General features: G+C 73.5%; 11 protein-coding genes. 4 read left to right on the forward strand and 7 right to left on the reverse strand.

The features are described from left to right. Window positions 1-1074 (forward strand): SPFH domain-containing protein, encoded by a 1074-nt coding sequence (locus tag ACZ6YG_RS38930; protein WP_148035091.1) that lies wholly within the window; start codon window positions 1-3, stop codon window positions 1072-1074. 41 nt (window positions 1075-1115) lie between these two features. On the opposite strand, the gene ACZ6YG_RS38935 is transcribed toward ACZ6YG_RS38930, so the two are convergent. Then, complete coding sequence (locus tag ACZ6YG_RS38935; RefSeq protein WP_466020739.1) at window positions 1116-2285, reverse strand: Gfo/Idh/MocA family protein; 1170 nt, start codon at window positions 2283-2285, stop codon at window positions 1116-1118. Between the two features lie 53 nt (window positions 2286-2338). Then, the gene (locus ACZ6YG_RS38940) at window positions 2339-3472 is read right to left on the reverse strand and encodes an ROK family protein (RefSeq protein WP_466020740.1); all 1134 of its coding nucleotides are present in this window, start codon (window positions 3470-3472) and stop codon (window positions 2339-2341) included. A gap of 186 nt (window positions 3473-3658) precedes the next feature. On the opposite strand from ACZ6YG_RS38940, the gene tdh reads away from it, so the two are divergent. The 3 genes from tdh to ACZ6YG_RS38955 are packed head-to-tail and all read left to right on the forward strand — an operon-like array spanning window position 3659 to window position 6894. Continuing rightward, on the forward strand, window positions 3659-4687 hold the full coding sequence (gene tdh / locus ACZ6YG_RS38945) for an L-threonine 3-dehydrogenase (protein WP_466020741.1): 1029 nt from the start codon (window positions 3659-3661) through the stop codon (window positions 4685-4687). Beyond that, on the forward strand, window positions 4687-5856 hold the full coding sequence (locus ACZ6YG_RS38950) for a glycine C-acetyltransferase (protein ID WP_148035095.1): 1170 nt from the start codon (window positions 4687-4689) through the stop codon (window positions 5854-5856). Before tdh ends, ACZ6YG_RS38950 begins: the two co-directional genes overlap by 1 nt. Before the next feature lie 39 nt (window positions 5857-5895). Continuing rightward, on the forward strand, window positions 5896-6894 hold the full coding sequence (locus ACZ6YG_RS38955; RefSeq protein WP_466020742.1) for a LysR substrate-binding domain-containing protein: 999 nt from the start codon (window positions 5896-5898) through the stop codon (window positions 6892-6894). Here ACZ6YG_RS38955 and ACZ6YG_RS38960 read toward each other — a convergent pair. The 5 genes from ACZ6YG_RS38960 to ACZ6YG_RS38980 are packed head-to-tail and all read right to left on the reverse strand — an operon-like array spanning window position 6883 to window position 13404. Continuing rightward, on the reverse strand, window positions 6883-7722 hold the full coding sequence (locus ACZ6YG_RS38960) for a sigma-70 family RNA polymerase sigma factor (RefSeq protein WP_466020743.1): 840 nt from the start codon (window positions 7720-7722) through the stop codon (window positions 6883-6885). The two genes, ACZ6YG_RS38955 and ACZ6YG_RS38960, sit on opposite strands and share 12 nt — an antisense overlap. After that, a complete protein-coding gene (locus ACZ6YG_RS38965; RefSeq protein ID WP_466020744.1) occupies window positions 7719-8873 on the reverse strand; it encodes an FAD-dependent oxidoreductase in 1155 nt (384 codons plus the stop codon). Before ACZ6YG_RS38965 ends, ACZ6YG_RS38960 begins: the two co-directional genes overlap by 4 nt. Before the next feature lie 56 nt (window positions 8874-8929). Continuing rightward, window positions 8930-10759: a YfjP family GTPase gene (locus tag ACZ6YG_RS38970; RefSeq protein ID WP_466020745.1), complete on the reverse strand. Its 1830-nt coding sequence runs from the start codon at window positions 10757-10759 to the stop codon at window positions 8930-8932. Then, window positions 10756-12738 (reverse strand): GTPase family protein, encoded by a 1983-nt coding sequence (locus ACZ6YG_RS38975; protein ID WP_466020746.1) that lies wholly within the window; start codon window positions 12736-12738, stop codon window positions 10756-10758. Before ACZ6YG_RS38975 ends, ACZ6YG_RS38970 begins: the two co-directional genes overlap by 4 nt. A gap of 9 nt (window positions 12739-12747) precedes the next feature. Then, on the reverse strand, window positions 12748-13404 hold the full coding sequence (locus ACZ6YG_RS38980; RefSeq protein ID WP_148037095.1) for a response regulator transcription factor: 657 nt from the start codon (window positions 13402-13404) through the stop codon (window positions 12748-12750). Between the last annotated feature and the right edge of the window lie 10 nt (window positions 13405-13414).

The raw sequence follows: 13414 nt of genomic DNA on the forward strand, positions 1-13414 counted from the left end.
ATGGATCCGCTGCTGCTGGTAGGGCTGTTCGTCATCCTGTTCGCGGTGTTCACCGTGCTGAAAGCGGTGCGCATCGTGCCCCAGGCCAGAGCGCGCAACGTCGAGCGGCTCGGCCGCTACAGCCGTACGCTCAAGCCGGGCCTCAACTTCGTCATCCCGTACATCGACCGCGTCTACCCGGTGATCGACCTGCGTGAGCAGGTCGTCTCGTTCCGCCCGCAGCCGGTCATCACCGAGGACAACCTGGTCGTCGAGATCGACACCGTGCTCTACTTCCAGGTCACCGACCCGCGCGCGGCCGCTTACGAGATCGCCAACTACATCCAGGCGGTCGAGCAGCTCACGGTGACCACCTTGCGTAACGTCGTCGGCTCGATGGACCTGGAGAGCACGCTCACCTCCCGCGACACCATCAACAGCCAGCTGCGCGGCGTCCTCGACGAGGCCACCGGCAAGTGGGGCATCAGGGTCAACCGGGTGGAGATCAAGGCGATCGACCCGCCCAAGACCATCAAGGACGCGATGGAGAAGCAGATGCGGGCCGAGCGTGACAAGCGCGCGGCGATCCTCACCGCCGAGGGCCAGCGCCAGTCGCAGATCCTCACCGCCGAAGGCGAGAAACAGAGCCGCATCCTGCGCGCCGAGGGCACCCGCTCCGCCGCCATCCTGGAGGCCGAGGGTCAGTCGAGGGCCATCGACCAGGTGTTCCAGGCGGTCCACCGCAACGACCCCGACCCGAAGCTGCTCGCCTACCAGTATCTCCAGGTGCTGCCGCAGCTCGCCCAGGGCGAGGGCAACACGTTCTGGGTGATCCCCAGCGAGGTCACCTCGGCCCTGCAGGGCGTCTCCAAGGCCTTCACCGAGTCGCTCCCGCCCTCGGCGGCCACCCGCGAGGTCCCGAAGCCGTCGGAGATGGACGCCGAGATCGCCAACGCCGAGAAGGCCGCGGCGGAGGCGGTCGCCGACGCCCGGAGCGCCGAGCGGCCGACCGGCCCCCGGCAGCTCATGGAGGGTGCCCGGCAGCCGTCCCCGTTCCCCGACCTCGACAAGCAGCGCGACGAAGCCGAGCGCTGACCCTTCCCGGCCCGACCGCCCGCCGCGCCCGCGCCGGGCGGTCAGCGCCGGTCGTCGGCGAAGTACGCCACGAGTGACGGATCCAGGGGCGGGACGTCGTAGGGGGTGCCCCCGTCGCGGAGCGACCGGGTGGCCATGTAGCCGGCCGCGACGCTCATGCGGGCCGCCACCGGGGAGGTGTCGACCGGCCCGCCCTCCCTGGCGAAGCGGGCGAACTCCTCGATGATGCGCGTGTCGGCGCCGCCGTGGGAGCCGGTGGCGTCGGGCACCCGGTACGTGATGTCGGCGTCGGGCCGGTAGCCGGTGGGGCCGGTGTTCCAGACCTTGACGGTGGCGCCCGGCCCGTCGCCGAAGTTCTCCAGGCGGCCCTCGGTGCCGATGACCGTGTAGTTGCGCACGTAGTCGGGCGTGAAGTGACACTGCTGGTAGGCGGCGATGACGCCGTTGTCGAGCACCATGTTCATGACCGAGACGTCCTCGACGTCCACCACGTGGTGGAGGTCCCGGTGGGCGGTGGGCGGCCAGGTGTGGTCACGCGGCCAGCCGTCGGGGCGGGGCGTGCCGGGCTCCCTGCGCGGCAGCCCGCCGTACACCATGAGGTCGCCGAAGGCGTTGACCCGGGTCGTGTAGCCGCCCGCGAGCCAGTGGACGACGTCCAGGTCGTGGGCGGCCTTCTGCAGCAGGAGCCCGGTGGTGCGGGTGCGGTCGGCGTGCCAGTCCTTGAAGTAGTAGTCGCCGCCGTAGCCGACGAAGTGGCGCACCCACACCGTCTTCGGCTCGCCGATGTCGCCCCGGCGGATGATGTCGCGCATCAGCCTGACGACGCCCATGTGGCGCATGTTGTGGCCGACGTACAGCCGGGTGCCGGTGTCGCGGGCGGCGCGCAGGACGGCGTCGCAGCCCTCGACGGTGATGGCCAGCGGCTTCTCCAGGTAGAGCGGCTTGCCCGCCTGGAGACACTCGACGGCGATGCTCTCGTGGGTGTCGTCGGGGGTCAGCACGATGATCGCGTCGAGGTCGTCGCGGCCGAGCAGGTCCCGGTGGTCGGGACTGGTCACCGGGTCGCCGAAGCGGGCGGCCTCCCTCTTGAGGGTCGCCGGGTCCGTGTCGCAGACCGCGGCCACCACCGAACCCCGGCCCGGCCGGTGGGCGGCCTCGGCCAGGTTGACGCGCAGGCCGAGGCCGACGACTCCGAAACGCAGGTCCTTCACGGGCGCCCTTCCTCTGGGACGACGAGCCGGCCGGGAAGAATTATCCAACCTTTTTACGAAAAGAGCACCTGGTCCGCGTGGTCGAGCGCCATCCTGACGGCGCCCAGCGTCACGCACTCGCCGCCCAGACCGGAGGCGGCCACCTCGGGCGGGTAGAGGCACCGGTCGTCGAAGTAGTCCTGGATCGGCTCGACCAGCAGCGCGCCGGTCCTCGCCAGACTGCCGCCGATCACCACCAGCTCCGGGTCGAGCGGGTTGACGAGCGTGAGCAGGCCCTCCGCCAGGTGGACGGCGAAGGCCCTGACAGCGGCTCTCGCGCGCTCGTCGCCCTCCTCCGCCCTGGCCACGGCGAACTCGGCGGCCTGCCGGTGGGTGCGCAGCTCGCCCGGCTCGACGGCCATCGCGTAGTCGGCCAGATGCCGGAACGCCCGCCAGTGGTCGCCCGACTGACGCCCGATCTCGCCGGAGGCGGCGTGCGCGCCCCGGTGCGTCCGGCCTCCGATCAGCAGCCCCAGGCCGAGCCGGTCGCCGGCGAACAGGTAGACCACGTCGCTGCGGCCCCGCGCCTCCCCGCGCCAGTGCTCGGCGAGCACCGCCAGCCGCATGTCGTTCTCCACCAGCACCGGCGCGGGCAGCCGGCGGCCCAGCTCGCCCTGCAGGTCGACGTCGCTCCAGCCGGGCAGCACCACGCTCTTGGTCACCCGCCCGGCGGCGTCGACCACGCCGGTCGTGCCGACGCCCACCGCGGCCAGCTCAGCCACGGGCAGCGCCGCCTCGGCGCAGACGGCGTGGACCAGCTCCGCGACGGCGTCGAGCCGCTCGCGGGCGGACATCGCCGCGTGGTTGGGCACCCGGCGCGACGCCACGACGGACCCGCCCAGATCGGACACCATGGCGCGCAGCAGGGACTCGCCGATGCCCACGCCCGCCACGTGGCCGGACGAGGCCCGGAACCTGAACCGCCTGGCCGGGCGGCCCCGCTGGCGCTCACCGGACTCCTCGCCGCACTCCTCCGCCCAGCCCGCGGCGATCAGGTCCTCGACGATGACCTCGGCCGTCGGCCTGGACACCCGGGCGCCCCTGGCCAGCTCCTGCAGCGTCGCCACCCGCGCCGCACGCAACTGGCGCAGGATGGCGGCGGAGTTGAGCCTGCGGAGGACGGAGGCGTCGCCGCTCTGCTGTCGCACCGGAGTTCCTCCACATGAGTCGGCCGGGGAGCCGACATCCTACTTAACCAACCCTCTTGCGTAATAGTGATCGCCGCTGACCTGCGGCGTGAAGCGGAGCTGTGGGGGCACTTAAGAACTCCTCGATGGACACGTCCGGCGGAGAGCGGGCACAGTGCGTAACGTTCGACTGGGGGGATGTTCGCCATGAAAGCACTGGTCAAGGAGAAGGCCGAGCCGGGCCTGTCGCTGGTCGAGGTACCCGAGCCCGAGGTGGGGCCGGGTGAGGTGAAGATCAGGGTGCTGAGAACCGGCATCTGCGGCACCGACCTGCACATACAGAAATTCGATGATTGGGCGAGGCACACGCTGGAGCTTCCCCTCATCGTGGGACACGAGTTCTCCGGTCACGTCGTCGAGATCGCGCCGGGCGTCGAGGACATCGCCGTCGGCGACCTGGTCAGCGGCGAGGGCCACATCGTCTGCGGCAAGTGCCGCAACTGCATGGCCGGCCGCCGCCACCTGTGCCGCAACACCGTCGGCCTGGGCGTCAACCGCGACGGCGCGTTCGCCGAGTACGTGACGCTGCCCGCCACGAACGTGTGGGTGCACCGGGTGCCCGTCCATCCCGACGTGGCCGCCATCTTCGACCCGTTCGGCAACGCCGTGCACACCGCCCTGTCGTTCCCGCTGGTCGGCGAGGACGTGCTGATCACCGGCGCGGGCCCGATCGGCCTGATGGCCGCGGCCGTCGCCACCCACGTCGGCGCCCGCAACGTGGTCATCACCGACGTCAGCGACGAGCGGCTCGACCTGGCCGGCAAGCTCGGGGTCTCGCTGGCGGTGAACGTCTCCCGCGCCTCCCTGGCCGACGGCATGCGCCAGCTCGGCATGAAAGAGGGCTTCGACGTGGGCCTGGAGATGTCCGGCAGCCCGGCGGCGCTGCGCGAGATGATCGCCGGCATGACCCACGGCGGCAAGATCGCCATGCTCGGGCTGCCCGCCGAGGAGTTCGCCGTCGACTGGTCGACCGTGGTCATCTCGATGCTGACCATCAAGGGCGTGTACGGCCGGGAGATGTTCGAGACCTGGTACAACATGTCGGTCCTGATCGAGAAGGGCCTCGACCTCTCCCCCGTGATCACCGACCGCTTCCCGTACCACGAGTTCGAGACCGCCTTCGAGACGGCCGCGAGCGGCCGCACGGGCAAGGTCATTCTGGATTGGAGCGCTTGATGTTCACAAACGTACGCGACCAGCTGCGTGCGACGCTCGACGAGATCGCCGAGGCCGGGCTGCACAAGCCCGAGCGCGTCATCAGCACCCCGCAGAGCTCCCAGGTGAGCGTGGCGGGCCAGGAGGTGCTGAACTTCTGCGCCAACAACTACCTCGGCCTGGCCGACCACCCCGAGGTCATCGAGGCCGCCAAGCGGGCGCTGGACCGGTGGGGGTTCGGCATGGCCTCGGTGCGCTTCATCTGCGGCACCCAGGAGGTGCACAAGGAGCTCGAAGCCCGGCTGTCGGACTTCCTCGGCATGGAGGACACCGTCCTCTACAGCTCGTGCTTCGACGCCAACGGCGGCGTGTTCGAGACCCTGCTCGACGAGCGCGACGCGGTCATCTCCGACGCGCTCAACCACGCGAGCATCATCGACGGCATCCGCCTGTCCAAGGCCCGCCGCCACCGCTACGCCAACCGTGACATGGCCGAGCTGGAGGCCAGGCTGAAGGAGTCGTCGGACGCCCGCAGGCGGCTGATCGTCACCGACGGCGTGTTCTCCATGGACGGCTACCTCGCGCCGCTGGCCGACATCTGCGACCTCGCCGAGCGCTACGACGCCATGGTCATGGTCGACGACTCCCACGCCGTCGGCTTCGTCGGCCCCACCGGGCGCGGCACCCCCGAGCTGCACGGGGTGACCGACCGGATCGACATCATCACCGGCACGCTCGGCAAGGCGCTCGGCGGCGCGTCCGGCGGCTACGTGTCCGGCCGCCGGGAGATCTGCGAGCTGCTGCGCCAGCGCTCCCGCCCGTACCTGTTCTCCAACTCGCTCGCCCCGGCCATCGCCGCCACCTCGCTGCGCATCCTCGACCTGCTGGAGACCACCAGCGAGGCGCGCGAGCGGCTGCGGGCCAACACCGAGCGGTTCCGGGGGCGGATGACCGAGGCCGGGTTCGACATCCTGCCCGGCGACCACCCGATCGTCCCGGTGATGATCGGCGACGCCGCCGAGGCCGGGGCCATGGCCGAGCGCCTGCTGGAGCTGGGCGTCTACGTGATCGGCTTCTCCTACCCGGTGGTGCCGCACGGCCTGGCCCGCATCCGCGTCCAGCTCTCGGCCGCCCACTCGGAGGCGGACGTGGACCGCGCGGTGGACGCGTTCATCCAGGCCCGCGGCTGAGCTCGGCCCTTCCCTGGCCGGAGGGCGTATCCTCGCGGCGTGATAGACACGCGGCGGTTGCGCACGCTCCAGGCGGTGGCCGACCACGGCACGGTCACCGCCGCTGCCGCCGCCCTGCACCTCACCCCGTCCGCCGTGTCGCAGCAGCTCGCCGCGCTGGAGCACGAGGTCGGGCACCGGCTGTTCATCCGCGACGGCCGCGGCGTCCACCTCACCGCCGTCGGCAAGATCATGCTGGGACACGCCGACGAGGTCCTGGCCCAGCTCGAACGCGCCCGCGCCGAGGTCGCCGACTACACCGCGGGCGCCGCGGGCGAGGTGACCGTGGCCTGCTTCGCCACCGCGATCAGCGCCGTGCTCGCCCCCGCGATCACGGCCCTGCGCGCCTCCGCGCCCGGCCTCCAGGTACGGGTACGCGACGCGGAGGGCGACCAGTCCCTGACGATGCTCCTCGACAGCGAGGCCGACGTGGCGATCGCGGTCGAGTACCGGGGCGCCCCCGACGACCGGCGCCTGTCCCGGGTCCCGCTGTACGCCGAGCCCTTCGACCTCGTCCTGCCCGAGACGCACCCACTGGCCGGCCGGGACGCCCCGCCGGGGCCCGAGGCCCACCCGCCGGCGGTGGAGCGGCCCGGCCTTCAGACCGAGACGCACCCGCCGACCGGCACTTCGCTGGCCGCGCTCGCCGATGAGACCTGGATCGGCCCGTACCCGGGGAACCCGGTGCACGACGTGATCGCCTTCGCCTGTGAGCAGGCCGGTTTCACCCCTCGCTTCGCCCACTGCTCGGACGACTTCCGCGCCGTGGTCGCCCTGGTGGCCGCCGGTGCCGGGGTCGCCCTGGTGCCCCGGCTGGCGCTGCGCGACATGGCCCAGCCGGGCGTCGCGATCCGCCACGTGCCGGGCCCGGAACGCCGCGTCTTCGCCGCCGTCCGCCGCGGCGCCGAGTCCCATCCCCTGCTCCGGCCGCTGCTCGCCACCCTCCGCGATCTCACGACCTCGTTCACCCCTGACGGGAACGACCGCTCACAGGGCTAGCCGGGCCAGTTTGTCGGGGTTCAGGATGCCGTACACCTCGCTGATCCGGTGCTGATCCTCGGCCATGACGACGACCAGCACCGCGTACGGCAGACCGTCGGAGAAGAGCGCCGCGGTGGGCGGGCCGTCCTGGGCGGACCAGTACACCGTCGTCTCCAGGCCCACCGGCGCGACCGCCGCCAGCAGCCTGCTCACCCGATCGCTGCCGGTGACCGGACGCAGGGCGGCCTTGACGCGTCCGCCGCCGTCCGTGCGCAGTGTCACGTCCGGAGCCAGCACCTCCATCAGGCCGGCGATGCTCCCGCCCAGCGCGGCGTCGAGGAAGCGTTCCGCGACGGCCTGGGCGGCGGCCCGCTCCTCGGGGAACCGCGGACGGCGGGCCTCGACGTGTTCGCGGGCCCGGTGGACGAGCTGGCGGACGGCGGCGGGAGAGCGGCCGAGGATGCGGGCGACCTCGGCGTGCCGAAAGCCGAACGCCTCGTACAGGATGAACGCCGCCCGCTCCAGCGGCGAGAGCGTCTCCAGCACCACCATCAGCCCGTAAGTCACCTCCTGGGCGCGGGCCACGTCCTCGACCGGGTCCGGGCCGGGCTCCGGCAGCCAGGGGCCGACGTACTCGTGGTGGAGGCGGTCGCGTTCGTCCAGGGCCAGGCGGGTGACGACGCGGACGAGGTAGGCGCGAGGGTTGTCCACCCGGGCCTGGTCCACGCCGTGCCAGCGCAGCCAGGTCTCCTGCACCACGTCCTCGGCGTCGCCGGCGCTGCCCAGGATGTCGAAGGCGATGCTGAACAGCAGGTTGCGGTGCGTGTGGAAGGGGTCGGCGGTCATCGGGCGGCGGGCTCGCCGACGCGCAGGGCGTGCCTGGCCGCCGTGATCGCGCTGTTGACGGAGATCTCGCCGCGCATCCCGGGCGCCGCCACCATGTCGCCCGCCAGGAACACGCCGTGGCCCCGGTCGATCGCGGGACGGTCGCGCCAGGTCATGCCGGGCAGGTCGAGCGCGCCCGTACGGTGCCTGGCCGCCCCGGAACGCCGCCAGGTCACGCGCTCGCGCCAGCCGGGCACCGCCAGATCGGCCAGCGCCTCCACCCGCCGGGTCGCCTCGGCCCTGGACTCGCCGCGGCGGATCGGCATGTCGATCTGGAACAGCGTCTCCCCCTGGGGCGCGGCCGTGGGGTCCTGCATGGAGTAGCTCTCGTGGAAGCCGCCGTCGTCCAGGTCCCAGCAGATGAAGCGGTCGCCCCGCGCCGAGCGCACGGCCAGGTCCAGCATCACGCAGTCGCCGCTCTCCCAGCGCAGCGTGTCGTCGCCGAGCAGGAGCCGCGCCGACGACAGCTCGGTCGCGACGATCGTCGGCTCGCCCGGCAGCTCGGTCACGCGAGAGCCCAGCTCGACGCGTACGCCGAGGTCGCGGGCGCGGGCGGCGAGCCGGTCGATCACCGCCTGCCAGCCGCCGACCACCCACCGGACCGCCGGCGGGCGCGGGGCGAACACCCGGCGCAGCAGATCCCACACGAACGCCGCCGACAACCGCCCCGTGTCGGCGTCGTACGTCACCACGCTGATCGCGTTGGCGGCCACCCGGGCCGTGCGCTCGCCGTACGACCTGGACGCCCAGGTGTGGAAGTCCACCTCCACCGGCGCCGTCCTGGGCCCCGTCGCCATCATCCGCAGGAACCCCGCCGGGGGCAGCAGCCGCATCCGGCCGTCCCGTACGAACCCCATCCGGTAATCACGCACCGCCGGTCTGCCCAGCCCGTCGACCAGGCCCCGCTCCCGCAACCACGCCCAGTGCGGCCCGTCGGCGTAGAAGACGTGAGCGCCCTCGTGAACCAGGTACGGCCCGGCGATCGCCCGCCCCCGCCCGCCGAGCGTCCTGTGCGCCTCGTGCAGCGTCACCTCCGCCCCCGCCTCCGCGCAGACGACGGCCGCCACCAGCCCGGCCAGCCCGCCGCCGACCACCACGATCTTCTTCGTCACGTTCCTCCCCTTTCCTCACATCATGAGAAGGAAAAGGCGCCGCAAATGTGACATCCTCAGCCCGCCCGGGTGACGGCGTCGGCGAAGCGGGTGTAGCGGTCGCGTTCCTCTTCGACGGGCTGGAGCACGTACTCCTGCCCCACCCTGCCGATGGCCTCGCGCAGCGCCTTGGAAGCCTTGCGGGCGCGGCGACGGCCGCCGAGCCAGGCGGCCACCCTGGACAGCAGGGCGATGAGCACCCCGGCCAGCGCGCCGCCGAGCAGCAGCACGGTCGGCCACGGCACCTCGCCGGCGGTCGGCAGGGGCGGCTCGGGCAGGCGCAGGTAGCCCAGCGCGAACAGCCCGCCCAGCCAGAGCGCCCCGGCCAGCAGGGCCGCGAACACGAGCCACTGCAACGCGTTCACCGCCCGCCACCAGCGGGGCCGCCGGGTCGCTCCCAGGGAGGTGCGGCCGACGGCCTTGTCCACGGCGTCGGCCAGCTCCGCCGAGCGCGAGCGCGCCGCCTGCCGCACCGACGCCGCCCACGCGCCCGGCAGCCCGGCGGCGGCCGACTCGCCGACGTCCCTGATCGCGGTCTCGACCTGCGCCCGCTGCACGGCGGACGCCTCGGGTACGGAGGTGCGGCCCACCAACTCGCGGTCCGGGGAGGACGCGGGCGCGGCCACACCGATCCGCAGCCGCCGCAACGGGTCGGGCCGGAACCGCCGCACCCACCGGGTGACGGGCCACCCGGTGGCGACCACGGCCCGGTGCCGGTGCCCCTTCGCCACGGCCTCCACCACGACCGGCACCCCGGCGGCCCGCGACAGCGCGGCCACCAGGCGCCCTTCCAGCCCCGTGACGTCTCCGGACACCGCCGGCAACGCCGCCTGCCCGTCCGGCGCGCTTCTCAGCGGCCCGCCACCGCCTCGGGCCTCGATCCCGGCCCAGGAGCCGGTCTCGTCCTGATGGTGCGGTGCGTCCGGGGGTACGGCGCCGTCGGCCGGTCCCGTGTCAAGGGCGAGCGTCCCTTCTCCGGCAGACCCTTCGGTCCGTCCGCGCGGGCTGCCGGAAGTGTGACCGCTCGTACGGGGAAGGGCCGACGAGGCGGTGGTCAGGTGGGTGGCGGCGGTGGTGACGTCGGCGGCGAGGCGGGCGGACCAGGAGGCGCGGTCCGCGACCCGGGCGGACAGGAGGGTGCGCAGTTCGGCCAGGCCGGCGCCCGTCCGGGCCGACACGCCGAGGACCGGGACGCCGGTGAGGCCGTCGGCGTCGAGGAGGCGGCGCAGGTCCTCGAGGCAGCGGTCCGCCGCGCCCGGCGGGAGGCGGTCGATCTGGTTGAGCACGACCACCATGACGTCCCGGTGCCCCGCCAGCGGTCGCAGGTAGCGCTCGTGGATGGCGGCGTCGGCGTACTTCTGCGGATCCAGCACCCACACCAGCAGGTCGACCAGCTCCACCAGCCGGTCCACCTCCAGCCGGTGGGACAGCCGGATCGAGTCGTGGTCGGGCAGGTCGAGCAGGACCAGGCCGGACAGGTCGTCGACGGCGGACGCGGAGTGGCGGTGCGGGACGTCGAGCCAGTCGAGCAGCGGCCCGGCTCCCGCGCCGTCCCACAGCGCCGCCTGGGCGGTCGACGTGGTGGGCCGGGTGACGCCGACGGCGGCCAGGTCCGTGCCGGTCATGGCGTTGAACAGCGACGACTTGCCGCTGCCGGTCGCCCCGGCGAGCGCGGCCACCGTGTGCTCGACGGACAGCCGGCGCCGCGCCCCCGCCCGCTCGGCCACCGCGCGCGCCGCCGCGACGGCCTCCGCCGGCAGCCGCCCCTCGCCCAGCTCGGCCGCCTCCAGCAGCGCGGCCAGCCGCGAGTCCAGCGAAGGCCGCTCCTTGCGGCGCAGCAGCTTCACCGCGCGTCCCCTCCCTCGGACGTCCGCGCCCGCGGCGACCCGCCCGCCTCAAACCCACCACCGGGAGACTCCCGGAGTCCCGCGCCGCCCGCCTCAGAACCACCACCGGGAGACTCCCGGAGTCCCGCGCCGCCCGCCTCAGAACCACCGCCGGGAGACTCCCGGGGTCCCGTCCCGGACGGGCCGGGGCCACCCTCGGGAGGGAGTCCCGTCCCGGACGGGCCGGCCGCGGGGCGGGCCTTCTCGGAGGGCGGGCCCTCCAGGTCACGGTCCCGCCGACCGGATGGGAGCTCCGTCCGGTGGTCGCGGATCGTCCGGGCCGCGTCCAGCAGGGCGGTGGCCGTGCCGCGCGACGGCTCCAGCGGCTCCAGGACGGACAGGAAGCGGGCCGCCTCCTCGTCCATCAGCCCCCGCACCCGCTCCCGCAGGTCCTCCCGGGCGCGGATGGTGAGCGTGCGCACCGCCTGGTCGCCGAAGATCGCCTCCAGCAGCTTCTGCGACAGCACGGTGGTGCCGCCCGCGATCCCCACCTCGATCCCGGTCAGCCCGCCCGTCGAGGCGAACACGGCCAGCATCAGCAGCAGCCCCGCCCCGTTCACGCCGAACGACGCCGCGCGCGCCGTGGTCCGCCTCTCCGCGCCTTCCTCCCGTACGAGGTCGAGCACGAACTCCTGCCAGCCGCGCACCGCCAGCTCGGTCCGCTTGCCCAGGTCGGGGGCGGCGCGGCCGAGCCGGGCCGACTCGATCGCGCCGAGCCGGTCGAGCAGCCCGGCGCCGCCGGGCGCGGCCGACCAGCCTTCGAGCGCCCGCTCGGCGGCGGCGTCGGCGGATCCCCTGATGAGCGCCTCGACGCCGCTCTCCAGCGCGTCCCTGAGCCGGTTCTCGGGCACCTGGCCGGTGAAGAAGCCGACGATCCGGTCGCGCAGCCACCCCACCCGGCTCTCCAGGGAGCGCATGAAGTCGCCGGTGCCGATGAAGTCCTGCCAGCGGGCCAGCACCTCGCCGCGGAGCAGCGACCCGTCGCGCATGCCCTCGTCGAAGTCCGCCATTCCGCCCGCGTAGGCGCCCTCGACCACGTCACGCAGCGTGCCGAAGCCGGCCTCCTGCCGCTCGACCGCGCCGGCCAGCGCGGGGACGCGGACGGCGAGGCTGTCGAGCGCGCCCGACAGCGTCTGCCGTACGACGCGGGAGCGTTCGGCGGCGTCGGCGGCGAGCCCGGAGAGCCAGGCGGCGATCGGGGCGACGGCGTCGGCGGGCAGTCGGGCCTTCTCCGAGGGCAGCGGCGCCTCGGGCACGGTGAACAGGCGGGTGCCGTCGAGCCCGTTCTCGGTCAGCAGGCGCTCCAGGTCGCGGGCGACCGGCCCCGCGGCCTCGGCAGGCACCCGGTCGAGCACGACGGCGAGCGCGGTGCTGCGCTCGCGGGCGGTGCGCAGGAAGCTCCACGGCACCTCGTCGGCGTAGCGGGCGGCGGTGGTGACGAACAGCCACAGGTCCGCGGCGGCCAGGAGCTGCGCGGCCAGCTCGCGGTTGGCGGTCACCACGGAGTCGATGTCGGGCGCGTCCAGCAGCGCCAGCCCGGCGCCGAGCGCCTCGGACGTCACCACCCGGAGCGCGCCGGGACCGGAGCCGGTGGCGCGGGACATGCCGGGCAGCACGTTCTGGCCCATGAACCAGTCGCGGTCGGCCGGGTTGGCGACCAGGGTCGGCACCAGCGTGGTCGGCCGCAGCACCCCCGGCTCGGCCACGTCGGCCCCGACCAGCGAGTTGACCAGCGTGGACTTGCCCGCCCCGGTGGAGCCGCCGACCACGGCCAGCAGCGGGGCGTCGATCGCCCGCAGCCGCGGCAGCAGGTAGTCGTCGAGCTGGCCGGTCAGCTCCTTGAGCGCGCGCCGGTCGCCCGCCGCCTCGCCGATCGCCAGCGGGAACAGCTCCCGGTCCAGCGTCCCGCGCAGTCGCTGGAGCGCGCTCAACAGGTCCATACCGTCAAGCTAGCCCGAGGGCGGCTCCCTTAACACGTATCCGACGCTGCGCAGCGTGTGGATGAGCCGCGGCTCCACGTCGTCGACCTTGCGCCGGAGATAGGACACGTACGATTCGACCACCCCGGCGTCGCCGCCGAAGTCGTAGTTCCACACGTGGTCGAGGATCTGCGCCTTCGACACCACCCGCCCGGCGTTGGCCATGAAGTAGTGCAGCAGCTTGAACTCGGTCGGCGACAGCCGCACCTGGCGGCCGGCCCGCCACACCTCGCGCGCCTCCTCGTCCAGCTCCAGGTCGGCCACCTTGAGCCGGCTCGCGGGCGCGCCCTCGCCCCGGGTGCGGCGCAGCACCGCGCGGATGCGCGCCTGGACCTCCTCCAGGCTGAACGGCTTGGTCACGTAGTCGTCGCCCACCCGCAGCCCGGCGATCTTGTCTTCGGTGGCGTCGCGGGCGGTCAGGAACAGCACCGGCGCGTCGATCCGCCTGGCCACCTCGAACCCGTCGAGGTCCGGCAGCATGACGTCGAGCACCACCAGGTCGGGGCCGGTCCGCTTGGCGACCTCGACGGCCTCGTTGCCGTCGGCGGCGGTGACCACCTCGAACCCGGAGAAACGCAGGCTCGCCGAGAGCAGGTCCCTGATGCTGGGCTCGTCGTCCACCACCATGATCAGCGCC

The sequence above is a fragment of the Nonomuraea sp. NPDC054003 genome (assembly GCF_055585125.1).